This window comes from Streptomyces sp. NPDC024698, assembly GCF_055559015.1.
This window is the reverse complement of the sequence record NZ_JBVHLK010000041.1, coordinates 1-26,009: the sequence shown is the minus strand read 5'-3', so window position 1 is coordinate 26,009 and position 26,009 is coordinate 1. Positions and strand designations below refer to the sequence as shown.

Sequence of the window (26,009 nt, the reverse complement as noted above, 5' to 3'; positions counted from 1 at the left end):
AGCACCCCAGACCGTTCGTCTGGACAAAAACAGCTGACGAGATCCTCGACAAAGTCGCCGCCTACTGCCACCGAATCTCTGACTCAGGTCACTAGAGGTCGTCCTACAGGCTCCAGGGCTCCTCGGGCGGGCCCTGGAGCCGCGCACCGGCGTCACCGGAGGGGCTCGGTTGAACGCGTGTGCTTCGGGTCCCGCGGATGGCGTACACTGGTTTCAACGACGCGGGGTGGAGCAGCTCGGTAGCTCGCTGGGCTCATAACCCAGAGGTCGCAGGTTCAAATCCTGTCCCCGCTACTGAAGACCAGAGGCCGGAACTCGGATTCACGAGTTCCGGCCTTTGGCATGTGCGCTCCGGCACCTGCCCCGACCGGTTCCACTTTCCCCCGGTCCCTCTTTTCGCCGGTCCCCCTTCCACCGGTTCCTCTTCCGTTGGTTCCTCTTCTCGTCGGCGGGCGCGGTCCTCCCCCGGTCGGGCCACACCGGTCGCCCGCCGCCACCGCACCGGTTCTGCTGGACGCGTGGGGCAGCCAGGAGGTGAGCGGCGGACCGGACAACGCGACGACCGGGCCGGCCGGCCGTCCCCCGAGGGCCGGCGGCCGGGGACCAGCTCACCGGCGGGAGCGCGGCCCCGCAGGCTCGTGCGCGCCCGCGCCTTCGTCCGGGCCCTGCCCGTGCTGCTCGTCGCCTCCGGGATCGTCTACGACTACTTCACCCCGGCCGCGTTCACCGCGGCGCCCTTCTTCACGGCCGCGCCCCTGGTCGCCGCCCCCCTCTCCTCGCTGCGCGGCACCGTTCTCGCCGGTGCCCTCGCCGTCGGCGCGGTGCTCGCGGTCCACTTCGTGCTCGGCATCGTCCTGCACGTCGACGCCGTCACCGAGGTGGTCACCGTGACCACGGCCGCCGTCCTGGCCGTCCTCATCAACATCGTGGTCCGGCGCGGCGACGAACGGCTCGCCTCGGTCCGGGAGATCGCCGAGTTCGCGCAGCGCGCCGTGCTGCCCGAGCCCGATGCCCGGATCGCGGGACTCGACGTCGCAGCCCGCTACGAGGCGGCGCAGGAGGACGCGTTCATCGGCGGCGACCTGTACGCGGTGCAGGACTCCCCGCACGGCGTACGGCTGGTCGTCGGGGACGTCCGCGGGAAGGGGATGACCGCGGTGGCCGCCGTGGCGACGGTGGTCGGCGCGTTCCGGGAGGCGGCCGAGCAGGAGAGGACCCTGGAGGGCGTCGCACGGCGCCTGGAGCGGGCACTGACCCGCGCGGGCTCCCGGCGCGACAGCGTCGAGAAGGCCGAGGGGTTCACCACCGCGGTCCTCGCCGAGATCCCGCACGGCGAGGGCGTCGTACGCGTCGTCAACCGGGGCCATCCGCCGCCCCTGCTGCTGCGCGCGGACGGCACGCTCGTCATCCTCTCCGCCGAGGCGTTCGCGCTGCCGCTCGGGATGAGCGAGCTGGGCGACCCGTACGCCCCGACGGTGCAGGACCGTTTTCCGCGCGGGGCGACACTGCTCCTGCACACCGACGGACTCTCCGAGGCCCGCGATCCGCGCGGCGACTTCTACGATCCTGTCGCCTGGCTGGCCGGACGGGTCTTCCCCGGCCCCGACGCGCTGCTGGCCGCCCTGATCGAGGCGGCCCGTCGGCACACGGGCGGCGCGCTGACGGACGATCTGGCGCTGCTCGCCGTCCGCCGCTCGTGACGTGGGCCGGCGGCGCGAGGCCAACTCGCCCGTTTTTCATCGCTCATGACCCCAAAGTCCAGGCCAAGAGGCGTTAAGGATCAGTCAGAACAGCTTGGAATTCAGTAGCCGGGTCTATTAACGTTCGATAACGCAGCGCGGCCGTAACAGCCGTCACAAGAGGTGGCTCCGTGCGCACGCGCCGAATCCCGCAAGGGAACCGGGGACCCACATCGTGGGGTGAATCGAGCGTAACCCGCCGTGTCAGCACGGTGGCAGTACGCCCGTAGGAGACCTTCCTGCTCCGAACCCGTCAGCTAACCCGGTAGGCGGCATGGAAGGAAAGGAGTGCGCCCACGTGGCGTCCAACCGGCCCGCTCAGCCAACCCCGTTCGCGCCGAACGAAACCCACACCTTCGGCTATGGCAAGGACGAGGAAACCTGGGAGGAGTGGAATCCCACCGCGGATTCCGTCGCTCCCGTCCGCGGCCGGCACCGCACGGGCAAGCAGCGCGGCGGAGGACTCGCCCGCAGCTCCACGGTTCTCGGCGTCGGCGTCATCGCCGCCGTCGGCGGCGGCGGCATCGCCAGCGCGGCCCCGGGCAAGGCGCCCGTCTCGATCTCGCTGCCCGACCTGTCGTCGGTCACCGCGTCGGCCAAGGCCCTGATATCGGACGGCGGATCCAGCACTCCCAAGGGCTCCACGACCCCGCTCACCAGCGCGGGCCTGACCAGCGCCGACGCGGCCCACGGCGCCACCGACGCCGGTGAGGCGCTGCGCGACCGCATCATGCAGCAGGCCAAGTCGCAGCAGAACCGCGCCGACACCGTCTCGCAGCAGGCCGCCCAGAACACCGCCGCGAAGAAGGCCGTCGCGGCCGCCGCCAAGCAGCAGGACGAGGCCGAGACCAAGGCCGCCGCCGCGAAGAAGAAGGCGGAGGAGGCGGCCAAGGCGAAGGCCGAGAAGGAGCGCCTCGCCGAACTCGCCAAGAGCTACTCGCTGCCGACCTCCTCGTACACCCTGACCTCGCGCTTCGGCGAGGCCGGCTCGATGTGGTCCTCCGGGTACCACACCGGACTCGACTTCGCGGCACCCACCGGCACGCTCATCAAGGCGATCCACAGCGGCACCGTCACCGAGGCCGGCTGGGCCGGCTCGTACGGCTACCGCACGATCCTCACCCTCGACGACGGTACGGAGCTGTGGTTCTGCCACCAGTCCTCCATCGGCGTCAGCGTGGGCCAGAAGGTCGCCACCGGCGATGTCATCGGACGGGTCGGCGCGACGGGCAACGTCACCGGGCCGCACCTGCACCTCGAAGTGCACCCCGGCGGCGCCGCGACCGGCATCGACCCGATGGCCTGGCTCCAGAGCAAGGGCCTCAACCCCTGATCCCCGGTGGTCCTGACGGCCCCCCCCGCGTCAGGACTGCCGGTCGGACGGGCACCGGCACCCGCGCACACCCCGGCCTCCCCGAGGTGATTGCGGAATACATCCATCCGGTGCGGGTGTTGACGTCGTACATGACTTCTCTTCGCAAGCTCGGTTCGTCCGACCTCGAGGTCTTCCCGCTCTCCCTCGGGGGCAACGTCTTCGGCTGGACGGCCGACGAGACCCGTTCCTTCGCCGTGCTCGACGCCTACGCGGCCGCCGGCGGCAACTTCCTCGACACGGCCGACTCCTACTCGGTGTGGATCGAGGGCAACGAGGGCGGCGAGTCCGAGACCATCATCGGCAAGTGGCTGAAGTCCCGCGGCAACCGCGAGGACATCGTGGTCGCCACCAAGGTCAGCCAGCACCCCGCCTTCCAGGGGCTGTCCGGTGCCAACATCAAGGCCGCGGCCGACGCCTCGCTGCGCCGCCTGGGCACCGACCACATCGACCTCTACTACACGCACTTCGACAAGACCGAAGTGCCGGTCGAAGAGATCATCGGCGCCCTCGACGAGTTGGTGAGGGCCGGCAAGGTGCGGCACATCGCCGCCTCCAACATCTCGCCCGAGCGGCTGCGGGAGTCCCTGGAGTTCTCCGACCGCGAGGGTCTCGCCCGCTATGTCGCGCTCCAGCCGCACTACAACCTCGTCTCGCGCGACACCTACGAGGGGGCCCTGCTGGACGTCGCCTCCCAGGCGGGTCTGGCGGCCGTCCCGTACTTCGCGCTCGCCGCGGGGTTCCTCACCGGCAAGTACCGCCCCGGCACGGAGGTCGACTCGGCGCGGGCGGCCGGCGCGGCCAAGCACCTCGGCACCGACCGCGGACCCAGGGTCCTCGCCGCCCTCGACGAGGTCGCCGGGGCCCACGGCGTCGCCGTCCCGACGGTCGCGCTCGCCTGGCTGGCCGCACAGCCGACGGTCGCCGCGCCGATCGCCTCCGCCCGCACGGTCGAACAGCTTCCTGCCCTGCTGGGCGTCGCGGACCTGACCCTGACGGACGAGGACCTGACCCGTCTGTCGCGGGCGTCGGCCTAGAAGCGGTACGGGTTGTACACGGGGTACGGGGCCGGCGCGGAGGCCTGCGCCGGCGGGCCGTACGGATGCGCGGGCGGAACGCGGGGCTGCGCGGGCGGTGCGGTGTACCCGTACCCCGGGGCCGGCCAGGGCGGTGGCGCGGGCAGCGGTGCCGTGAGGCGGGCCGCGTAGGCGAGCGCCGGACGGGCGAGATCCCGGCGGCGCCACAGCTCTTCGAGCAACTCGCGCTCCCGTACGACGAAGTCGGCGCCCGCCCGGCCCCGGCGCCCCCGGTGCCGCAGGAACGCCAGCGAGGTCGCGTACGCCTCGTACTCCGCCACCGAACGCGCGGCACTCTTCCCGAAGTGATGACCCGCGTACTCGCGGGCGATCTGCCGTGCCCGCATCGAGCCGAGCACCCAGGGTTCGGCCGCGCCCAGCCAGCCGGCCGCCGTGTACACCGGCAGTTCGCTACGGACGGTCCGCAGTTCGCGCTGCCGGGTCCAGACGACGAGCCAGGTCAGCAGCCCGAACGCGGGAACCATGAACGCGGCGTACACACCGAAGAAGCCGAACCGGCCGAAGCCCGACGAGCCGTTCCAGAGCGCGTGCATGCCCATCGCGAGCAGCAGTCCGGTGAGGGGGAGCAGCACGCGGCGCGTGTGCTGGCGTTCGGCGGACAGCGCCGCGACGCCGAAGCCGATGCCGGTCAGCACGGTGAACAGCGGATGCGCGAAGGGCGACATCACCACGCGGACGAAGAAGGTCGCCGCGGTGACGGAGGCGAGTCCGCTTTCCCCGCTGAGCCGGTCGGTCCCGAAGGCGGTGCCGAGATAGAGGATGTTCTCGGTGAACGCGAAGCCGGTGGCGGTGACCCCGGCGATGACGACTCCGTCGACGATCCCGGTGAAGTCCCGTCTGCGGAAGAGGAAGACGAGCAGCACGGCCGCCGCCTTCGAAGACTCCTCGACGACGGGCGCTATGACGGTGGCGCCGAGGGTGTCCGCGCCCGAGGGGCCCGCCGTCGTCATGGCGATCCAGCGGGTCGCGAAACTGTTCGCGACGATCGCTATCAGCGCGGCCGCGCAGGCGCCCCAGGCGAACGAGAAGAGCAGGTTGCGCCAGGGGCCCGGTTCGACCCGGTCCAGCCACCGGAAGGCGGCTATGAGCAGCGGCACGGGGAACACCGCCAGTCCGAGGCCGACCAGGAAGCCCTCGGTCCCGGTCTGTTCGCGGACGAGGGCGAGGATCACCAGGCCCGACATCGCGAGCAGCGTGATCAGCGCTCCGTACCGCACCCAGCCGCGCTGCCACCAGTGCGGATGGCGCGGCGCGGGTCCGGCGGGGGTGCCGGGCGGCAGCGGATACGCAGGATGGATGGCCACGGCATTGACCCTAACGAGGGAGGGCGCCGCCCGCGACGGTAACCGGGGTCCCCGGGAATTCCCGGCGGACGCCGACGGGTGTGTGCGGGTCAGTCGTCCGAGGTGTGCTGGTCTCGATGCTGTACGCGTCGGAAGAGGAGGTCGTTCACCACATGACCCTTGTCCAGTCCCTGGCCCTCGAAACGGGTGAGCGGCCGGAACTCCGGACGCGGCGCGAAACCGCCGCCGGGCACGGTGTTCTCGAAGTCGGGGTGCGCGGTCAGCACGTCCAGCATCTGTTCGGCGTAGGGCTCCCAGTCCGTCGCGCAGTGCACGAGCGCGCCCGGGGCGAGCCGGGTCGCGGCGAGGTCCAGGAACTCCGGCTGGATCAGCCGCCGCTTGTGGTGGCGCTTCTTGGGCCAGGGGTCGGGGAAGAAGACGCGCAGGCCGTTCAGCGAGTCGGGCGCGAGCATCTCGCGGAGCAGGATGATCGCGTCGCCGTTGGCAACGCGGACGTTGGTCAGACCGCTGCGCTCGGCGAGGTTGAGCAGATTGCCCTGGCCCGGTGTGTGCACGTCCACGGCGAGGATGCCGGTCCCCTGGTCCTCGGCGGCCATCAGCGCGGTGGCCTCGCCCATGCCGAAGCCGATCTCCAGCACGACGGGGACGGCGGCCCCGAACAGCTCCGCCAGGTCGAGCGTGCCCTGTCCGTCGATGTCCAGACCCCACTGGGGCCACAGCCGCTGCAACGCGTCGGCCTGGCCGGTCGTCACCCGGCTCCGGCGCGGCTGGAAACTCCGGATCCGCCGCTCGAAGTGCGAGCCGGCGGGATCGGCCTGCGGACCGCCGGGGAAACGGGGCTCGCCCTTGGCGCGGTGGTGACGCGGCGAGCCGTCCTCGGCGGAGGCGGGCCGGGTCTCTTCGGTGGAGTCGAGGAATTCAGACACAGTGGGATCGATTTTACGGGGGCGGCGACGCGGGGCGGCCCGGACCGGCTGGTGAGCCGGCCGGCGGACCACGAGCCGACACCCGGGCTCACCGCTCGGCTCCGCCTTGGTTCACCGCTCGGCCCCGTCGGAGCTCACCCGTGGCTCGCCTCCCGGTCCGCCGTGGCTCGCCTCCCGGCCGGTCGCGGAAGGCGGTGGGGTGGGCTCCCGGACAGGCGTGGACGGGCTCGCTCAGACCGCTGCCAGGGACGCCAGCGCGCGGCGGGCGACCTCGCGGCCGATCGGGAGGGAGGCGGTGGCCGCGGGGGACGGGGCGTTCAGTACGTGCACGGTCCTCGGGCCCTCCTTGATCAGGAAGTCGTCGACCAGGGTGCCGTCCCGCAGGACCGCCTGAGCGCGGACCCCGGCGGCCGCGGGGACCAGGTCCTCGGGCCTCACCGCGGGCAGCAGCCGCCGCACCGCCTCCGTGAACGCCGCCTTCGACACCGACCGGCGCAGCTCACCGGCTCCGTAACGCCAGTGCCTGCGGGCTATGTGCCAGGAACCGGGCCAGGCCAGGGTCCCGCCCAGTTCACGCGGCCGGACGACTCCCCAGTCGTATCCCTCTCGCGCGAGCGCGGGCACCGCGTTGGGGCCGACGTGGACACCGCCGTCGATGCCCCGGGTGAGATGGACGCCGAGGAACGGGAACGCCGGGTCGGGAACCGGGTACACCAGTCCGCGCACCAGCTCCGGCCGCGCCAGCGTGTAGTACTCGCCACGGAAGGGGACGATCCGCATCCCGGGGTCGTCGCCCGTGAGGCGGGCCGTCTCGTCGCAGTGCAGCCCCGAGCAGTTGACCAGCACCCGGCCGCGCACGATCGTCCCGTCGGCCGTGCGCACGGCCACGCCGAGATGCGGGCGGCGGTCGGCGCGCACGACCTGGGCGCCGTAACGGATATCCGCCCCGGAGGCCTCCCCGAGCCGGCGGGCCACCGCCACGAAGTCGCAGATGCCCGTGGTGCCGACGTGGATGGCGGCGAGGCCGCGGACCTCGGGTTCGTACTCGGTGAGCTGGGCCGGGCCCAGTTCCTTGACCGGGATGCCGTTCTCCCGGCCGCGCTGGACCAGGCCGTGCAGACGGGGGAGCTCCGACTTGTCGGTCGCGACGATCAGCTTGCCGGTGACGGCGTGCGCGATGTCGTACTCCGCGCAGAACTTGACCATCTCGGCGGCGCCCTGGGCCGCGAACCGTGCCTTCAGGGAACCGGGGCGGTAGTAGATCCCGCTGTGGATCACTCCGCTGTTGCGCCCGGTCTGGTGCCGTGCGGGTCCCCGCTCCTTCTCCAGCACCGTCACCCGGGTGCCCGGCGCCGCCTGTGTGATGGCATAGGCCGTCGACAGGCCGACGATCCCGCCGCCGATCACCAGCACATCGCAGTCGTACGCGCTCCGCATCCGCACCACCCTCCGGCCTCGATAGTGCACTGCGCCACTGACAACGCCCTCAAACCCGAGGACGGCGCCCCGCGATTCTTTCGCGCCGCGGGGCCGTGGCGCTCCCTTTGCGCCGGATCCCCCCGGGCGCTCTCTCGGACGTTCTGGACCCGGACTTTCTAGGCCGGGGCCATCAGCAGCGGACGGGCCCGCTCCCGCAGCTCCACCACGCGCGGCTCGTCGCCGTACGGCTCCAGCCGGTGCAGCAGGTCCTTCACGTACTCGGTGGTGCGCGCGGAGGAGATGCGCCCCGCGACCTCCACCGCCCGCACGCCCTGCTCGCACGCCGCGTCCAGATTGCCGGACTCCAGCTCGGCGACCGCCGACACCACCAGGCGCAGCCCGTGCGAGCGCACGAACTCCTCCGTGGGCTTCGACAGCGCCTGTTCGGTGAACCGGCGCACCTGGCGCGGCAACTTCAGGTCGCGGTAGCACTCGGCGGCGTCGGCCGCGAAGCGGTCGTACCCGTAGAAGCCGAGCCAGGACGGGTCGTTGTCGCCGTCGCGGGCCCGCTCCAGCCAGCCCTCGGCGGCCTTCAGCGCCGTGCCGGCCGCCTGGGCGTCGCCGGCGCGCGCGTGGGCCCGTGCCTCGACGAGCCGGAAGAAGCTCATGGTGCGGGCCGTGGCGAGACCGCGGTTGCGCTCCAGGGCGGCCTGGGCGAGGTCGACGCCCTCGTCGCCGAAGCCCCGGTAGGTCGCCTGGAGGGACATGGAGGCCAGGACATAGCCCCCGAGGGGCACGTCGGCGGCCGCGCGGGCCAGCCGCAGCGCCTGGATGTAGTACCGCTGCGCCGCCTCCTGCTGGCCCGTGTCGAAGGCCATCCAGCCCGCGAGACGGGTGAGCTCGGCCGAGGCGCCGAACAGCGCCCTGCCGACCTCGTCGGAGTACGAGCCGAGCAGCAGCGGCGCCGCCTCCACCCGCAGACACTCGGGCACCATGGACGAACGCCAGTCGCCGCCCCCGTACTTGGAGTCCCAGCGTCTTGCGTCCTCGGCCGCCTCGCGGAGCTTCAGCACATCGCTGTGGCCGACTTTCAGCGGCGCTCCGGAGCCCTCGCCCGGATTCACCTCGCGCGCCACCGAACTGTCGGCCGGGGTTATCAGCCAACGTGAGGCGGGAGTCGCGTAGGCGCTCACGGCGAAGGAGCCGGCCAGTGACTGCCAGATGCCGCCGCCCGCCCGGCGCCCGGCGAGGTCGAGGCGGTACAGCTCCGTGGCCGACCGCACCGCCTGCCCGACGTCGCGGGGGAAGGCGAGACCCACCTCCGGCGCGGGATCGGCGTCCGCCAGGCCGATCTCGTGGAGCGGCACGGGACGGCCGAGTTTCTGGCCGATGGCGGCCGCGATGAGGTGCGGCGCGGCACCCTGCGGCACCATGCCTTTCGACACCCAGCGCGCCACCGACGTCTTGTCGTAGCGAAGTGTCAACCCGCGTTGAGCGCCAAGATCGTTGACGCGACGCGCGAGTCCTGCGTTGCTGATTCCCGCGAGGGCGAGAACGGCGCCGAGTTTTTCGTTCGGCCCGCGTTGCTCCCTGGACATGCGCCACCCCTCGACACAGACGGCTGCCGCGGTGGCATAACCACGCGGCATTCGTAAACCCAGCGTAGTTCGCCCGATCCCCAGCGTTAAGGGGCGTACGTCCGGTTGGCGGGATTGTGGTCCGTACGACTGTACGGACTGTCGCGGTGTGCTCCTGCGCGTGTGGCCGTGCGCCCGTCCGTGCGCTCTTCTCCGGCCACCTCGGGGAGCGCTTCCATGGAACGTGCGTGGGTCGGCCCGCTGTACTGGATCCAGTGGGCTGGGGGACACCGCCGCCTACATCCCCGCGGGCGGCGGACCGGTCCGGGGGGCGAACTCCGCCTCCCGGACTGTGCGTTGCCGAAGCGGTGCGCAAGGCCTGTACGGAGCGTGTCCGCGACAGTACGCCCATCGCCGATTTGGCCGAAAAGCGATGGCCTCCCCTGAGGGCAATCAGGGCTCCCACCATACGAGTTGAGGGCGCGAAGGGCGTCCTGGGGGAGTGTATCGGGGGCGCATTCGCGTCGACCTGCCGGGGGTCTTCGGTGGCGGTCGGGCGTGGTCACGGGGTCGGCCGACGGCGGTCCTCGGGGATTTCTCCGCGGGCGGCCGTGACGGCCTTGGGTCTCCTCAACGGGCTCTGCGGGAAAGGGATTTACGGGTGGCGCGGGTCCCCGCGGCGGCGCGAGTGTTTGCGTGGGGGCGCACTTCGGGGAGTGCAAGCCGACGCAGAGGCCCTCCCGTACGCCTCCTTCGTGGCAGCATGGTGCCGAGTTCGTACGGTGCACTGGTTGTCCACAGCCTGTGGAGGCGGCGATGCGATGGTTGGTGGGGTGGAGCAGCACCGTCGCCAGAGCGTCCGCGATCGGCTCGGCGGGCGCCACGGGCAACGAAGGCGAGACCGTGCACCCCGTGGGGTCCCAACTCCTGTGGGGTGACCCCGATCCGCTGTGGGCCGTCGGCGACTGGCGCCCCGACGAGGTGCGCGTGGTGAAGGCCGACGCCGAGAACCGCATCGCCGTCCTCGGCATCTGCGGCGCCTCCGACGACGACCTGAGGGTCGGACTGTTCGCCGCGCGCGGCGGAGCACTGCGCCACCTCACCAACTGGTCCGGCAGCTACACCGTCGTCGTCCAGGTCGGCCGCCGGGTGACCGTCTGCGGAGACCTCGCCGGCGCCCGGCCCGTGTTCTACACCCCCTGGGCGGGCGGCACCGCCTACGCCACCGCCGCACTCCCGCTCGCCGACCTCATCGAGGCCAACCTCGACTTCGGCCACCTGGCCGCGATGCTCGCCGCCCCCGACGTCCCCGCCGCGGTGCACGACTCCACCCCGTACGAAGGCGTGCGCCGCATTCCGCCGGGACACACGCTCATCCTGCGGGCCGGGGCGCGGGAGATCGCCGGGTACGAACCCGTCGCCTCCCTCGCCGTCGCCGCACCCATCGCCGACCCCACGATCGCGGTGGACGCCGTGCGGGACGCCCTCGTGGAGGCCGTCCGCACCCGCCTGTCCGCTCCCCGCCATGTGCCGGGCACCGACGTGGACCCCGGGCCCGTGCCCGGCATGGGACCCGCCGAGCGGCGCGCGGCGCGCGGCACCCCGGTGCCGGGCATCGGGGCCGACCTCTCCGGCGGACCCGCCTCGGGAACCCTCGCGCTGCTCGCCGCCGGACTTCCCGGGGCGCCCGGCACGGTCCTCGGACACGGCACCGGTGCCGGGGAACGCCTTCTGGCGGTGACCTTCAACGACCTCGCCGTGCAGGGCCGTGAGGCCGAGCTGGAGCGGGCCGGGACACTGGCCGAGAACCCCCGGCTGCACCATGTGGTCGTCGCCGGGGGCGAGGAGACGCTCCCCTACGCCGACCTGGAGGGGCCCCTGACCGACGAACCGGGGCCCTCCCTGGTGACCGCGGCACGCCATCGCGCGCGGCTCGCCTCCGGCAGCGCGGACCACTTCACCGGCTACGGCGCGCGCCAGGTGTTGGACGCCCATCCGGCCCGGCTCGCCGATCTGCTCATGGACCGCAAAAGACGCCATCTGGTGCGCCCCGTCGCCGCGTTGACGAAGGCCGACGGCTCGGTGATGGTCCCCGCGCGCGTGTACGGCGCGGCGCGCAAACTCGCCCGTACGCCCTACCGCACCGGAGTCGACGTTCTCGCCGACCAGTTGATGCACCGGCGGTTCGAGGACCCGGGAGGCGCGGTGGGCGCCTCGCTCGCCGCGCTCAGCTGGGCGGGACCCGGGCCGGCGGCACGCTGGCTGACCGGGGAGGCACTGGCTGAAGTATCGGTTCGCCTGCAAGGGGTCGGGGGGCGGCTCAACGTCGGTCCCGGGCAGCGGCCGGGGGATTTCCGCGCCCGGGCCGCACTGGCCCGCCACGCGGCCGACATCCGCGTCCTGGAGCAGGCCGCCGAGATCCGCTTCCAGCGGCTGCACACGCCGTTCCTGGACAACCAGGTCGTCCGGGCGTGCCGTGGGCTGCCGGAGGCGCTGCGGGTGCAGCCGGGGGCGCGGGCGGCGATTCTGCGTACGGTCCTGGAGGGGGCCGGGGTGGCCGAACTGCCCTCCGGGTGGGGCGCTCCGTCCCACGCCTCCTCCACCGCGGCGGCCCGCACGGGGGTGCGGGTGGCGGCGGACTCCCTGATCTCCCTGTTCGACACGCCGCTGCTCGCGCAGGCGGGGCTGGTCGAGGCGCGCGTCGTCCGCAAGGCGCTGCGCTCGGCGGCGGAGGGGGCACCGCTGCCCCTCGACGGGCTGGCCGATCTCGTCTCGCTCGAACTGTGGCTGCGGCGGCTGCTGGCGCGCAGGGGGACGTGCTGGACGGGCACACCGGCCCGCCAGCGGGCCGTGCCCGCGGGGATAGTCCCGCAGGGAAGGGCCCTGGGGGCGGGAGCCGGACACGCCTGATCTGGCCGTCGAGGTCGGGGCCGTGCCGGTGCATCAGCCCGTCGCCGTTGGACGAGAGGTGACCGTCGGTGGCGACGGCCATCGATGTACCGGCCCGTCCCCTCACGCGCGTACCCGGCTGCGGACGCGTCGCGCTGACCGGTCCACACTCCGGCTCCGGCCCGTCCACTTTTCATCCCCGCCCGGCGGCAAAAATCCAGCCCCTCCGGCGTTTGAGGAGCGGGGTCTGGGGCGGAGCCCCAGGGGTGGCCCGCCCTTCGGGTTCCGGGGACCAATCCAGCCCCTCCGGCGATTGAGGAGCGGGGGGCTGGGGGCGGAGCCCCGGGTACGGGTCGGGTAGGGGCGGAGGGGGCGAAAGAAGGCTGTTGGTGGGCCCGGCGCCGAGGAGATGGGGGAGTGGAGGCGGCCTCCGCGGGGCGGGACGGTGACCTGGAGCGGGCGGGCGGTGAGAATGGGGGCGTGCGGTACAGGATTCTGGGGGTTGCCCAGGTGGAGGACGACCGGGGGACCCTCGTCACGGTGGGCGGCCCCCGGGTACGCGCGCTGCTCACAGCCCTGGCGAGCCACCCCACCCGAACCCTGTCCCCGGACACCCTCATCGACGAGGTATGGGCGGACACCCCACCCCAGGACGCCCCCGCCGCACTCCAGGCCCTGATCGGCCGCCTCCGCAGAGCCATCGGCAGGGACGCCATCGGCTCGGAGGCCGGCGGCTACCGGCTCCGGGCCACCAGGGACGACGTCGACCTGTTCGTGTTCGAGCGGCTCGTCACGGAGGGCAGGACCGCCCTCGGCACCGGCGACGCCCCCACCGCGGCCGCCCGCCTGCGCGAAGCCCTCGCCCTCTGGCGCGGCCCGGCCCTCGCGGACCTCCCCGACCGCACCGCCGCGACCCGCCCGGAGGCCCTGCGCCTGGAGGCGACCCGCAGCCGCGTCGAGGCGGACCTGCTGCTCGGCCGCGCCTTCGACGTCGTACCGGAGCTGAAGGAGCTGACGGCGGCCCACCCGTACGACGAGGCGCTGCACGCCCTGCTCATCCGCGCCCTGCGCGAGACCGGCCGGGGCGCCGACGCGCTGGCCGCCTACGAGGACGTACGCCGTGCCCTGACGGACGGTCTCGGCGCGGACCCCGGTCCCGAACTGCGGAACCTGCACGCCGCGTTGCTGAACCCCGGGGAGCACCGGGAACTCCGGGAGCACCGGGAATCGCGGGAGCTCAGGGAACCGCGGGAGCTTCGGGAACGGCGGGAGCCCGTGTCCGCCGCGGCCGGAGCCGAGCCGAGCGCCGCTCCGCGGGATTCCACACGCGGTCGGCGCACCGGAAATCTCCGTCCGCGGCTGAACTCGTTCGTCGGGCGGGAACGCGAGGTCGGGGCCATCCGTTCGGATGTGCAGAGGGCCCGTCTGGTCACGCTGACCGGACCGGGCGGTTCGGGAAAGACCCGCCTCGCCGAGGAAGCCGCCGCCGGGCTCTCGCAGGCGTGGCTGGTCGAGCTGGCCCCGCTCGACCGGCCCGAGGCGGTCCCGGGCGCGGTGGTCAGCGCCCTCGGTCTGCGCGAGACCGCGCTGATCACCAACGAGATGGCGGTCCCGCAGGACGACCCGGTCGCCCTGCTCGTCGAGTACTGCGCCCAGCGCGGCCGGCTCCTGATCCTTGACAACTGCGAGCATGTGATCGACGCGGCGGCCGAACTCGCCGAGACCCTGCTGACCCGCTGCCCGGGGCTCACGATCCTCGCCACCAGCCGCGAACCCCTGGGCGTCCCCGGGGAGTTGGTGCGACCGGTCGAGCCGCTCCCGCCCCTCTCCGCGCGTCGCCTCTTCATGGAGCGGGCCTCCGTCGTGCGCCCCGACGCCGCCACCGCGCTGCACGACTCCGCCGCCGTGGACGAGATCTGCCGACGGCTCGACGGCCTGCCCCTGGCCATCGAACTCGCCGCGGCCCGGCTGCGGCTGCTCACCCCGCGGCAGATCGCCGACCGGCTCGACGACCGCTTCCGGCTGCTGACCTCCGGCAGCCGCACCGTGCTGCCCCGCCAGCAGACCCTGCGCGCCGTCGTCGACTGGTCCTGGGATCTGCTCGACGAACGGGAGCGGACGGTGCTGCGCGAGGCGTCCGTGTTCGCGGGCGGCTGGGAGCTGGCCGCCGCGGAGGCCGTGTGCACCGGCTCCGCGGCCGACCTCATCGGCGCCCTCGTCGACAAGTCCCTCCTCGTCGCCACCCCCGACGGCACGGACGGACCGGGCGGCGGTATGCGCTACCGCATGCTGGAGACCATCCACGAGTACGCCACCGAGCGCGCCGCCGAGGTCCCCGCTCTGCGGGACGCCGCCGAGCGGCGCCACCGCGCGTGGGCGCGCGACCTGGCCGAGGAGGCCGAGCCCCAGTTGCGCTCGGCCGGCCAACTCCCCTGGATCCGCCGCCTGGAGACCGAGCTCGACAACATCCGGGCGGCCCTCCGGCGCGCGCTCGCCGCCCATGACGAGGAGGAGGCGGCCGCCCTGGTCCTCGACATGGGCTGGTTCTGGTGGCTGCGCAACTTCCGTCACGAGGGCATCGAATGGACGGAACTCGTCCTGAGACTGGGCGCGCTGCTCGACGCGTCGACGGGTGATCGTGCTGCGCCGGACACCGGTTCCGGGTCCGCCGACGGTTCCGGTCTCCTCGCCGAGCTCGAACACGTCGATCCGGTGGCCGCCTTCCTCGATCATCCCGAGCGCGACGAACGGCACCCGCTGCACGCCGTCCGGATGCGGGTGCGCATGCTCCACCTGTTCATGAAGGTGGATGTCGTCCCGCTGGACGAGTGGGAGGACAAGCGGCTGCGGGAGTACGTGGGACGGGTGCGGGGCGCGTTCGAGCGCGGCGGTCCGGACGCTGCGCGCATGCCGGGAATCGTCTGGCCGATGGCCGCGCACTTCCTCGGCGATCCGGACGACCTGGGGCCCGCGATGGACGCGACCGTCGCCAACTGCCGTGTGTACGGCGGTGAATGGGAGATCGGCGTCGCCCTGATGTTCCGTACGCACATGGTCGTCGACGCTCCGGGCGGCATGCCGGGGGTGGACGAGGACCTGGAGGAACTGCGCGGACTCAGCCGACGTGTCGGGGATCGCTGGATGCGCGCCCAGGTGTGCAGCGCGGCCGGTGAGGCGGCCATGGCGCGCAGCCGGTTCGGCGAGGCGAAGGGCGAGTACGACGAGGCGCTGCGCCTCGCCTACGAGGTGGGGGCGTACGCGGAGGTGCCGTTCCTCATGGCGCGGCTGGCCGAGATCGCCCATCGCGCGGGCGAGCGTTCGCTGGCCCTGGCGACCCTGGACGAGGCGAGCGCCGCCGCCGACCAGTACGGAGTCACGGACTCCCGCGCCTTCGTCCAGCTGCTGCGGGCCCAGGTGGTCCTGGACGGCGGGGACGTCGCCCTCGCGCGCGAGCTGTGCGACCGGGCCCGCGAGGAAGGTCTGCGGGGCACCCCGCCGCCGCAGTTCACGGCGGGGCTGAACTGGGTCGACGCCCTGGTCACGGCCGCCGAGTCCGGGCCTGTGCCGGGTCTGCGGAAACTGGCCGCCGCGCTGCGGTACGCGATCGACGTGCGGTGTGCCGACGTGGTGGCGTCGGCCTTCGTCGAGAGCGCGGCACGCCTGTTCACCGAGCTGGGCGCCCTCGCGGCGGCGGCACGGCTGACGGCCGCGGGCACCGGCTGGCGCGGCGGGGATCTGCGGTCCGCGCGGGAGAGCGCGGGCGTCCGGAGCGTCGAAGCCGCGGCCCTCGCGGCCCTCGGTCCGGAGCGCTACGCGTCCGAGTGCGCCCGGGGCTCCGGCTACACCCAGGAACAGGCACTCGGCGACCTGACCGAGGCGCTGGAGGCGTATCCCGTCGGGTAGGTGTTCACCGGCACTGGAACTTCGACTCCGCCCAGTCGCCCAGCGACTTCGAGTCGAACGGACCGCGGGGTTCGACCACGAGCCGGACGGTCCGATGGCCGGTGAGGTCCACATGCACGGGGACCGCCGGGTCGCCGCCCTCGATCAGTGGCGACCGCCAGAGCCGGGACCCGTCGGCGTAGACGGAGAACCGCAGCCTGCCGATGCCCAGCATCAGATCGTCGACACCGGCCAGGGCGTCGTACGAGGTGCAGTCGCGGTTGAGGTCGATGGTGACGGAGGACCGGCCGTGGACGGTGACGCCGTCCGTGTACCGGGTGTCCGCGATGCCCATCGCGTCGCGCTGCCACACCCAGCTGCTCTCCCCGAGCCGCATCTCCGGTTCGGTGTGGTCGCCGAGGACGTCGTAGCTCAGCTCGCTCCACCGGTAGACGGTGGGGGCGGGCGGGGGAGGCGTCGGGGTGGGGGGCGGAGTGGGTTCAGGCTCGGGTGACTCCGGCGCGGGCGTCGGAGTGGGGGCCGGGGCGGGCGTGGGGGACGGACTCGGGCTCGGGGCCGCCTTCGGCGCCGGTTTCGGGGCGGGCTCGGGGGCTGCCGCGGGCGGCGCCGCGGGAGCGGGAGCGTGGGCCGGCGCCGCCGGTCCCGGCCTGGGGGGCTTCGTCGGCGGCGTCGGTGACGGCGCCGGCAGTTCGACGGCGGGCGAGGCCGCCGGCCGTGCCTCGGGCCGCTGGGCGGGGCCCTCGTTGCCGACCAGGGACAGCGCCACCGCCGCCGCGGCCACCGCGACGACACCCGCCGCGATCCCGGCCTTGACCGGTGCGCCGAGCCCCTCGGAGAGCGCGGCACCGCCCCCGGCGCCCGCCCCCGACGAGCCGCCGCCCGCCACGGCCGCGCCCGCGGCTCCGGCCGCACCCGCTCCGGCGCCCCCGGCGACGAGCGCGAGGGCCTTCGCGTACCCGGCGGCCCCGAACCAGCCGATGACCGCGACCGGCACGACCGCGGGAATCCCGCCGGCCACTTCCTTGATCTGACCCGCGGCCAGACGGCACCTGGCGCACTCCTCCAGATGCTTGCGCAGGCCCCGTTCGGCGCGGGTGCGCAGACCGCCGCGGGCGAAGGCGCCGAGCCGGTCGGCGTAGCGCGCGCACTCCTCGTCCATGGTGAGCGTGGTGCTCACGTGCGCCTGGAGGTAGGCCTGTCTCAGTCCCTCGCGGGCGCGGCTGGCGAGCACACGGGTGCCGTTCGCGTCGAGGCCGAAGAGCGTGGCGACCTCGCTCGGGGACTCGTCCTCGACCTCGGTGTGCCACAGCACGGCCTGCCAGCGCTCCGGCAGCGAGCGGAAGGCCTGCATCGCCATGGACTGCTCGGCCTCGTGCATCGCGCGGACGTCCGCGCCGAGGTCGAGGGTGTCGTCGTCCGAGACCTCGGACCCGCGCGCGGCCTGTGCGGCGAACACCGCGAAGTCGTCGACCAGTTGCTCGCGTCTGGCCGTCTTCGTCCAGTGCGCGGCGACCCGGCGCACGGTGGTGAGGAGATAGGCGCGCACGGCGTGTTCGGGTCCGCTGCCGCCGCGTACGGCCTGGAGCATGCGGGCGAACACCTCGGCCGTGAGGTCGTCGGCGGTGTGCGGGTCGCGGCAGCAGGTGCGGGCGTAACGGCGGACGGCCTCGGCGTGCCGACGGTACAGCTCCTCGTACGCCGTGTCGTCGCCCGCGCGCATCCGCTCGATCAGACCGGCGTCGGGGGGCGGGATGTCGGCCGGAGACGGCAGTTCGCGAGGGGGTGGCAGGACGCTGCCCTCGCGCGGGTCCCAGCGGTCGCGCTGCGAGGGCACACCCGCGTCCAGGACACCGCCGTCCTGGACACCGTCGTACGGACGCTCGTCGCGGTGGCTCGTGCCGTGCGGGCCGCCCTGGCTCGGTACCTGCCGTGACGGTGAACCACCGGTCTCCGTGCCGCCGTCGGCGCCGCCGTCACCGAGTGACTCGTCCCGCCCGTCACCGCTCACGCCGAAAAGCCCCCGCCTGCCCACTCGGACCCGAATACCGGGACAGAGTGCCACAGGGTCCCCGAGCGGCACCTCTTCGTACGAACCAACCACTCGTCCGAGGGGATTTGTCGCTCGGCAGTACTAACTGCCCACCGTTCTGGGCATGGTGAATGGCCGCCGTACGCGAAAGCGGGACACCCCCGTACGCGACAGCACGATGCCCCGGACGCGAGTCGTGCGCGACTCGCCTCCAGGGGCATCCGTGTGCCCGGGAACCCGGCCGTTGCGCCGAGTCCTTCGATCCGTTCACGCCGGACGCGAGCGCAGGCCCTCCAGCAGGATGTCGAGGAGCCGGGACGAGGCCGCCGCCTGCTGGGCCGCGTCCGGCAGCGAGGGTGCCGCCGTCGCGATGACCAGCAGGACGTCCGCCACGGTGACGTCCGCGCGCAACTCGCCCGCCGCACGCGCCCGGTCGACGAGCCGCCCGACCACTTCGAGCAGTGCCGCCGCGCCGGCGTCGTCCACCTCGGCGATCACCGGCGCCTCCTCGGGGGCGGGCCGCTGCTCGACGAGCCGCAACTCGGGCGCGGCCTGGGACCGCTGCTGCGGCACCCGTGCCTCGTCCGGTTCCGTACCGTCCTCGGCGACGCCGACCCGCAGCACCTGCGGCGGCAGCAGCCGTCCGGCGCCCGAGGCCACCGACGTGCGCAGGAAGCGCGAGAGCGCCGACCACGGCTCGTCCTCCTGGCCGAGCGCGGAGCGGGCCTGGTCGGTCAGCCGGGAGGTCTCCTCCTCGGCTATCCGGCGCACCAGGACGTCCTTGCTCGGGAAGCGCCGGTACACCGTGCCGACACCGACCCTCGCCCGCCGGGCGACGTCCTCCATCGGCGCGCCGTACCCCAGCTCGCCGAAGACCTCGCGAGCCGCCCGCAGTACATGTTCGAGATTGCGCTGTGCGTCCACACGCAGCGGCGTCGTGCGCGGTCCGTCCGCCGGACCGCGGCCGTTGCCGCTCGTCACCGCGCCGGTCATCGCACCACCTGGTGCGATGGCTGACGCGGAAGACCAATGAGAGTCCTGAATGTGCATAAGCGTTCCCCCGGTAATGACGTCTCCCCCCGGAGACACTCCCCGCCATAGACAGACCGGAGCGTGTGGAACAGGCCGGTGCGCGAGCCCGTCCCGCGGACCCGCAGAGCGCATCCCCCTACACCCCGTCGACACACGAACATAGTTGAGAGGGGGTCAATTCAGAAGGGGCAGGTTCCGCACAGAGCGCCCCCCGATCGGAGTACGGACCCCGTACGTCCCGATTGCGCCCTGTCTCGGTACCCCTCTGACCATCGTGACCTGCGGGTTTTCCCTAGACTCCGGCAAATCGGCCAACTCTGCACGTTGTCGGCGACCGGTCACACAAATTGTCGGGGCTGTGGACAAACTCCGGAGCGGAGTGCGTCATGGGGTGGTGAAGGAACGTGCGCGCATTCTCATCGTCGGCGGCGGCTATGTCGGGATGTACACCGCCCTGCGCCTCCAGCGGCAGTTGAAGCCCGAACTGAAGCGGGGCGAGGTCGAGATCACGGTCGTGGCGCCCGACCCGTACATGACCTATCAGCCGTTCCTTCCCGAAGTCGCCGCGGGCTCGATCTCGCCGCGTCACGTGGTCGTCCCGCTGCGCCGGGTCCTCGACCGCTGCCGGATCGTCATCGGCGAGGTCCGGTCGATCGACCACGCCGAACGCACGGCCACGCTCACCACGCTCGCCACCGAGGAGGGCGCGGGCGCCGAGCGGATCACGTACGACGAACTCGTGCTCGCCCCCGGCTCGGTCTCCCGCACCCTGCCCATCCCCGGACTTGCCGAGTTCGCCATCGGCTTCAAGACGGTCGAAGAGGCCATCGGCCTGCGCAACCACGTCATCGAGCAGATGGACATCGCCTCCTCCACCCGCGATCCCGCCGTCCGCGACGCGGCGCTGACCTTCGTCTTCGTGGGAGGCGGCTACGCCGGCGTGGAGGCGCTCGGCGAGCTGGAGGACATGGCCCGCTACACCGCGCGGTACTACCACAACCTCAAGCCCGAGGACATGAAGTGGATCCTCGTCGAGGCCTCGGACCGCATCCTGCCCGAGGTCGGGGAGGAGATGGGCCGGTACACGGTCAGCCAGCTGCGCCGGCGCAACATCGAGGTACGCCTGGAGACCCGCCTCAACAGCTGCGCGGACCGGGTCGCCGTCCTCAGCGACGGCGCACGCTTCCCGACCCGCACCGTCGTATGGACCGCCGGCGTGAAACCGCACCCCGTCCTCGCCGCCACCGACCTCCCCCTGAACGAACGCGGCCGGCTCAAGTGCACTCCTCAGCTCACCGTCGACGGGGCCCCGCACGCATGGGCCGCCGGAGACGCCGCGGCCGTCCCCGACGTGACCGCGGAACCCGGCAAGGAGACCGCGCCCAACGCCCAGCACGCCGTCCGCCAGGCGAAGGTGCTCGGCGACAACCTGGCGCACACTCTGCGCGGCGAACCCCTGGAGACGTACTCCCACAAGTACGTCGGCTCGGTCGCGTCCCTCGGACTGCACAAGGGAGTCGCACACGTCTACGGGCGCAAGCTGAGGGGCTATCCTGCCTGGTTCATGCACCGCGTCTACCACCTCAGCAGGGTGCCGACCTTCAACCGCAAGGCCCGTGTACTCGCCGAATGGACCCTGGCGGGTCTCTTCAAGCGGGAGATCGTGTCCCTCGGTTCACTCGAACACCCCCGTGCGGAGTTCGAACTGGCGGCCGGGGGAAAGCCTCCGACCGACCCGAAGGGGTCGTCCTGACCGGACCGAGGAACTCCACCGGCAGGGAGGGCGTCTGACGGAAGCAGACCAGGTCGGTCAGACTGCCAGACAGGTCCACGACTTTGGGCGGGTGCACCGCTCGCCCTTCTAACACGAGGCTTTCCCCACTGTGAACTTCACGCGCTGGAGCGCCCGGCTCCCCGGAACGCAGCGCCGCGCCGCAGCGCGGACCGAGCACACGGCCGAGCACACGGCCGCCCCGGACCGGCGCGGGGAAGGCTCCGTGCCGGCGGCCCGCGCCGAGCGGCTCACCGACGACGCCCCTTCCGGGCTCGCCGTGGACCAGCTCCCGGTGCGCGCGGTCCTCGACCGCGTCCCCGCCCTCGTCGCCCTCGTGCACGGCCCCGACCACCGCGTCTCGTACGTCAACGACGCCTACACCGCGGCCTTCGGCACCCGTCCCACCGGCGAACCGGCCCGCGAGACCCTGCCCGAGCTCGACGAACTCGGGCTGCTCCCGCTGCTCGACCAGGTCCTGCGCAGCGCCAAGCCCCGCACGGTCAAGTCCCGCAAGGTGTCGACCGGCCGCTCGTACACCTTCACCTGCACCCCCGTCGATGCCTCCGCGGAGCGCGACGGCCGAGGCGTCCTCGTCTTCGCCACCGACGTCACCGATCACGCCGAGGCGGCCGAGCGGCTGCGCGCCAGCGAACGCCGCCAGCGCGAGACCGCCGTCACCCTCCAGCGTTCCCTGCTCCCGCAGGAGCTGGAGGAACCCGACGACCTGCGCGTCGCGGCCACCTATCTGCCCGGCGGCACCGAAGCGGCGGTCGGCGGGGACTGGTACGACGTGATCACCCTCGGCGGGGGCCGCACCGCGCTCGTCATCGGCGACGTCATGGGCCGCGGGGTCCGCGCGGCGGCCGTCATGGGCCAGCTGCGCACCGCCGTGCGCGCCTACGCCCGGCTCGACCTGCCGCCGCACGAGGTGCTCCAGCTCCTCGACGGCCTGGCCACCGAGATCGACGCCAACCAGATCGCCACCTGTGTGTACGCGATCCACGACCCGAACGAGGGACGGCTGGTGTACGCCTCGGCCGGCCATCTGCCGATCCTGGTCCGCGACGAGAACGGCACCGTCCACCGCGCCGACGAGCCGACCGGACCGCCGCTGGGCACCGGCGGCTGGCTGCACGCCTCCGGCTCGATGCCGCTCGCACCCGGCTCCACCGCCGTCCTGTACACGGACGGTCTGGTCGAGCGCCGTGACGAGGACCTCGACGAGGGCATCGCCTCCCTGGAACGCGCCCTGGCCGGAGCCACCGGCAGCCCCCAGGTGATCTGCGACCGCCTGGTCCGCGCGGCCGGCGTCACCGCCGACCACGACGACGACGTCGCCGTCCTGGTCCTCCAGCACCCCTCCCGTACGGGTTCCGACGGCGAGCTCTTCCGCAACGCCGCCCTGGAACTGCTCGGCGGCATGGAAGCGGCCCCGCGCGCGCGTGCCTTCGCCTCCGGCGTGCTGGCCAGCTGGCGCTTCCCCGGCGAGCTGCACGACCTCGGCGTCCTGGCCGCCAGCGAACTCGTCGCCAACTCGCTCCAGCACGGCACCCCGCCGATGCGGCTGCGGCTGCGCCGCACGGACCGCCGCCTGATCATCGAGGTCACCGACGGCGACGACCACCTCCCGCGCCGCCGTCGCGCGGAACCCGGCGACGAAGCGGGCCGCGGCATCGCGATCGTGGCCACGATCGCCTCCGCCTGGGGCTCCCGCCGCACCCCGGGCGGCGGAAAAGCGGTCTGGTGCGAGTTCGCACTCCCGCGCGCGGGGAACTGATCCCGCACGCCGGTATCCACCGCCGCGCACCGGAGACCTGGGCGCGGCCCTCTGTGCCCTCGTGCGGTCGGGGGGCGCGGCACCCGGGTTCATTCCGCGCGTCCCCTGGCCGGGAGGACCGCCCGGTGCTAAGAGCTCCCCATGGCAGACGAATCGGGCTTTCAGCTCAAAGGAAGTGGCCCCGAGCGCTACGAGCGGTACGCGGCGCCGTTCATGGCGCCCTTCGTGGAGGCGATCCTGGACGCGGTCGACCTGTACCCCGGCGCCAAGGTGCTCGACCTGGCCTGCGGCACCGGCTTCGCGGCCCGGGCGGCGGCGGCTCGGGTCGGCCCCGCGGGCCGGGTCTCTGGAGCGGACGTCAACGCGGGCATGATCGGCGTGGCCGCGGAGCACGCGCCGCGCATGTACCCGGACATCGAGTTCACCGTCGCCCCCGCCGACCGGCTCCCCTACGAGGACGCGGGCTTCGACGCGGTCGTGTGCCAGCAGGGCGCCCAGTTCTTCCCCGACCTGGACACGGCCTTCGCGGAGGCGGCCCGGGTGACCCGCCCCGGCGGCCGCCTCGCCGCCACCGCATGGGCCGCCAGGGAACTCATCCCGTACTTCGTCGCCCAGTACGAGGCTGTCGAGGAGTACGGAGGCAAGGAGCTCGCGGAGAGCTACGAGGCGGCGTTCTCCGGGACCCCCGAGCGCCTCTCCGCCGCCCTGCGAGCCGCCGGCTTCACCGACGTCGACGTCCGCCAGGTCACCTTCGGCATCGCCTTCCCGCCCCTCGACGCCTACGCCCCCGGTCAGCTCTCGTCCACATCCTGGGGGCAGGCGATCGTCGACACCGCGGGCGAGGACACCCTCCTGCGCGCCGGACGAGCCGTCCACACCCGGCTCACCGAGCACACCGCCCCCGACGGCACCGCCACCCTCCCCTTCACCGCCAACCTGCTGACCGGCGTCCGCTGAGAGCACGCACACGAAACGGCCGCCGTCACGTCCTTCCGTGATGGCGGCCGTCGTCGGTCCGCGTTCCGTCCCCGTCCCGCGGGGCCTGCCGTCAGGCGACGGCGGCCACCGGCTCGGCCGGAGCGCCGCCCTGCGCAACCACCCGGCTCCGAGCGAGCGACGGCTGATTCTGTACGGGGGTGAGCTGCCGTCCGAGCCGCAGGGCCAGGACGGTGATGCCGAGCGAGAAGAGCAGGAACGTCACGACGTACGGGCCGTGCAGCGAGGCCCCCATCGGACCGCCCACCGCCGGGCCGATCGCCAGCGCGAGCTGCTTCACCAGGGCGAAGGCCGAGTTGTACTGACCCGCCATGCCCGACGGCGCCAGATCGGCGACCAGCGGAGCGACCGTCGGCGACAGCATCGCCTCCCCGAGTCCGAAGAGCGCGTACGTCGAGACGAAGGCCGCCGTGGCCATGGTCCGGCTGCCGTGCCCGAGGCCCGCGTAGCCCGCCGCCAGCCAGGCGACGGCCCAGATGAGCCCGACCGCGGCGATCACCCGGGACCGCTTGCGGCGCTCGACGAACTTCAGCACCGCGAACTGCGCGACCACGATCATCGCCGTGTTCGCCGCCATCGCCGTGCCGAGCGCGGACGTGGAGATCCCGGCGGCCTCGACGCCGTACGCGGAAAGGCCCGACTCGAACTGTCCGTAGCAGGCGAAGAACAGCACGAAGCCCAGCACGGACAGCTGCACCATGGCCCGGTTGCCGAGGAGCTGCTTCCAGCTTCCGCCCTCGGACTGGGGCGCGTCCTCGCCGAACCGCGGTGCGCGCGGCATCCGGACGGTCGCCATGATCACGACCAGCACCAGGAACATCGCCGCCTCGATCGCGAACAGCAGCGTGAACGAGCTCGCCCGGTCCGGGTCGACGATGTGGCCGCCGATGAGACCACCGACACCGAGGCCCAGGTTCTGGAGGAAGAACTGGGTCGCGAAGGCACGCGAGCGGGTGTCCGCCGAGGAGCAGTCCACGATCATCGTCGCGAGCGAGGGCTGCATCACGGCCTGACCGGCGCCGAGGGCGGCCGCCGACAGCACGACGGTCGTCGCGCTGTTCGCCAGACCGAGGCTCAGCGCACCCAGGGCGGCGGTCACCAGGGCGGTGAGCAGAACCGGCAGCGGACCGCGCCGGACGATCGCCCGTCCCGCGAACGGCAGCACGACGAGAGCGGCCACGGCGAAGACGGCGAGCACGACGCCCGCCGTCATGGAGCCGAGTCCCCGTACCTGCGCCACATAGACGTAGAGGAAGGGGACGGTAAAGCCGAGCCCGAACGCGCCGAGCGCGTTGCCCACGTGGATCCGGCGCATCGCTGCGCCCATCGCCCTGGTCACTTTCACCTGCCTTGGTCGTGAAGCCGTACCGGCCGCTCCGCCAGGCCGCGTGCCGGTGACACGTTGCCTACGCATGGATGCAAGCCTGAAGACTTCAAAGCTAAAGTTCGAAGTTGAACACTACACCTTGAAGGACTTCGACACCAAGCGGCGTCGTGCCATACTCGGGCCATGGGCGACACCCCCGGCGTCAGCGAGCCGACACTCGAAGAACAGATCGCCGCCTACCAGCGCGAATTCCAGGACCTCGACCCCCAGGTCGAGAAGATCGTCTCGGCGCTGTCCCGCCTCAACCGGCGGATGAACGTCGCCTACGGCCGCCAGACCGCCGCGCTCGGCATCAGCAACGCCGAGTGGGAGGTCCTGAAGGCGCTCGTGCTGGCCGGAGCCCCGTACCGCCTCGGCCCGAGCGAGCTCGCCAAGCGCCTCGGCCTCACCCCGGCCGCCATGACCCACCGGATCGACCGCATGGTCGCGGAGGGGCTGGTCACCCGGGAGCGGGACGAGTCGAACCGTGTGCGCGTGATCGTCGAGCTGACGGACGAGGGCCGCGAGAAGTGGCTGGAGGCCATGCGTCTCGCCACGGTCTTCGAGGAGGACCTGCTCCAGGACCTCTCCACCGAGGACCGGGGCGTCCTGGGTGAGGTCCTGACCCGCCTGCTGCGACGGGTGGAGGACGCCCAGCCGGACGCGGGCGGCCGGCTCAGCGACCTCGATTAAAAGATCTTGACAGGGGCGGGTTTGACACTGCCCTGGCGGATCCGTAAAGTTCTCCGAGTTGTCGCGGGACCGGAACGGTTCTGCGGTGGCACCTCCGCCGCTGTAGCGGCAATCAA

At 72.8% G+C, this 26,009-nt stretch carries 16 protein-coding genes, 1 tRNA gene and 1 riboswitch; of the genes, 10 read left to right on the top strand and 7 right to left on the bottom strand.

Annotation, left to right across the window (positions count from 1 at the left end; genetic code table 11):
- Positions 1-220 precede the first annotated feature (220 nt).
- The 4 genes from ACZ4AA_RS37570 (at position 221) to ACZ4AA_RS37555 (ending at position 4,148) form a co-directional block, all read left to right on the top strand.
- A tRNA-Met gene (locus ACZ4AA_RS37570) sits at positions 221-294 on the top strand.
- Between the two features lie 224 nt (positions 295-518).
- A complete protein-coding gene (locus ACZ4AA_RS37565) occupies positions 519-1,700 on the top strand; it encodes a PP2C family protein-serine/threonine phosphatase (protein ID WP_467612954.1) in 1,182 nt (393 codons plus the stop codon).
- 169 nt (positions 1,701-1,869) lie between these two features.
- A riboswitch (cyclic di-AMP (ydaO/yuaA leader) is annotated at positions 1,870-2,026 on the top strand.
- Between the two features lie 11 nt (positions 2,027-2,037).
- Entirely contained in the window at positions 2,038-3,072 is a 1,035-nt protein-coding gene (locus ACZ4AA_RS37560; protein WP_467612951.1) for a M23 family metallopeptidase, read from the top strand.
- 131 nt (positions 3,073-3,203) lie between these two features.
- Positions 3,204-4,148, top strand: coding sequence for an aldo/keto reductase (locus ACZ4AA_RS37555; protein WP_467612948.1), 945 nt, complete (start codon positions 3,204-3,206; stop codon positions 4,146-4,148).
- Here ACZ4AA_RS37555 and ACZ4AA_RS37550 read toward each other — a convergent pair.
- The 4 genes from ACZ4AA_RS37550 to ACZ4AA_RS37535 form a co-directional block, all read right to left on the bottom strand.
- Positions 4,145-5,512, bottom strand: coding sequence for a PrsW family intramembrane metalloprotease (locus tag ACZ4AA_RS37550; protein WP_467612945.1), 1,368 nt, complete (start codon positions 5,510-5,512; stop codon positions 4,145-4,147). The genes ACZ4AA_RS37555 and ACZ4AA_RS37550 overlap by 4 nt on opposite strands.
- Before the next feature lie 89 nt (positions 5,513-5,601).
- The gene (trmB, locus tag ACZ4AA_RS37545; protein WP_467612942.1) at positions 5,602-6,438 is read right to left on the bottom strand and encodes a tRNA (guanosine(46)-N7)-methyltransferase TrmB; all 837 of its coding nucleotides are present in this window, start codon (positions 6,436-6,438) and stop codon (positions 5,602-5,604) included.
- Between the two features lie 231 nt (positions 6,439-6,669).
- On the bottom strand, positions 6,670-7,875 hold the full coding sequence (lhgO, locus tag ACZ4AA_RS37540; protein WP_467612939.1) for an L-2-hydroxyglutarate oxidase: 1,206 nt from the start codon (positions 7,873-7,875) through the stop codon (positions 6,670-6,672).
- Positions 7,876-8,033: 158 nt separating this feature from the next.
- Complete coding sequence (locus tag ACZ4AA_RS37535) at positions 8,034-9,455, bottom strand: MFS transporter (RefSeq protein ID WP_467612936.1); 1,422 nt, start codon at positions 9,453-9,455, stop codon at positions 8,034-8,036.
- A gap of 795 nt (positions 9,456-10,250) precedes the next feature.
- Here ACZ4AA_RS37535 and ACZ4AA_RS37530 point away from each other — a divergent pair.
- Both ACZ4AA_RS37530 and ACZ4AA_RS37525 read left to right on the top strand, forming a co-directional pair.
- Entirely contained in the window at positions 10,251-12,344 is a 2,094-nt protein-coding gene (locus tag ACZ4AA_RS37530; RefSeq protein WP_467612932.1) for an asparagine synthase-related protein, read from the top strand.
- 459 nt (positions 12,345-12,803) lie between these two features.
- On the top strand, positions 12,804-16,226 hold the full coding sequence (locus ACZ4AA_RS37525; RefSeq protein ID WP_467612929.1) for an AfsR/SARP family transcriptional regulator: 3,423 nt from the start codon (positions 12,804-12,806) through the stop codon (positions 16,224-16,226).
- Positions 16,227-16,230: 4 nt separating this feature from the next.
- Here ACZ4AA_RS37525 and ACZ4AA_RS37520 read toward each other — a convergent pair whose 3' ends face one another.
- Together ACZ4AA_RS37520 and ACZ4AA_RS37515 are read right to left on the bottom strand one after the other, a co-directional pair.
- Complete coding sequence (locus ACZ4AA_RS37520) at positions 16,231-18,234, bottom strand: sigma-70 family RNA polymerase sigma factor (protein ID WP_467612926.1); 2,004 nt, start codon at positions 18,232-18,234, stop codon at positions 16,231-16,233.
- Positions 18,235-18,522: 288 nt separating this feature from the next.
- Positions 18,523-19,305 (bottom strand): TetR/AcrR family transcriptional regulator, encoded by a 783-nt coding sequence (locus tag ACZ4AA_RS37515; protein WP_467612923.1) that lies wholly within the window; start codon positions 19,303-19,305, stop codon positions 18,523-18,525.
- A gap of 373 nt (positions 19,306-19,678) precedes the next feature.
- Between ACZ4AA_RS37515 and ACZ4AA_RS37510 the strand changes: the two genes are divergently transcribed.
- The 3 genes from ACZ4AA_RS37510 (at position 19,679) to ACZ4AA_RS37500 (ending at position 23,795) form a co-directional block, all read left to right on the top strand.
- Positions 19,679-21,040, top strand: a complete 1,362-nt coding sequence (locus ACZ4AA_RS37510) for an NAD(P)/FAD-dependent oxidoreductase (protein WP_467612920.1) — start codon at positions 19,679-19,681, stop codon at positions 21,038-21,040.
- A 130-nt stretch (positions 21,041-21,170) separates the two neighbouring features.
- The gene (locus ACZ4AA_RS37505; RefSeq protein WP_467612917.1) at positions 21,171-22,838 is read left to right on the top strand and encodes an ATP-binding SpoIIE family protein phosphatase; all 1,668 of its coding nucleotides are present in this window, start codon (positions 21,171-21,173) and stop codon (positions 22,836-22,838) included.
- A 141-nt stretch (positions 22,839-22,979) separates the two neighbouring features.
- Positions 22,980-23,795 (top strand): class I SAM-dependent methyltransferase, encoded by an 816-nt coding sequence (locus tag ACZ4AA_RS37500; protein WP_467612914.1) that lies wholly within the window; start codon positions 22,980-22,982, stop codon positions 23,793-23,795.
- Between the two features lie 91 nt (positions 23,796-23,886).
- Here the strand turns inward: ACZ4AA_RS37500 and ACZ4AA_RS37495 are convergent, their stop codons facing one another.
- Positions 23,887-25,161: an MFS transporter gene (locus tag ACZ4AA_RS37495; RefSeq protein ID WP_467612910.1), complete on the bottom strand. Its 1,275-nt coding sequence runs from the start codon at positions 25,159-25,161 to the stop codon at positions 23,887-23,889.
- 183 nt (positions 25,162-25,344) lie between these two features.
- Here ACZ4AA_RS37495 and ACZ4AA_RS37490 point away from each other — a divergent pair, with 183 nt between their 5' ends.
- Positions 25,345-25,893: a MarR family winged helix-turn-helix transcriptional regulator gene (locus ACZ4AA_RS37490; protein ID WP_326786919.1), complete on the top strand. Its 549-nt coding sequence runs from the start codon at positions 25,345-25,347 to the stop codon at positions 25,891-25,893.
- The last annotated feature ends 116 nt before the right edge of the window (positions 25,894-26,009 follow it).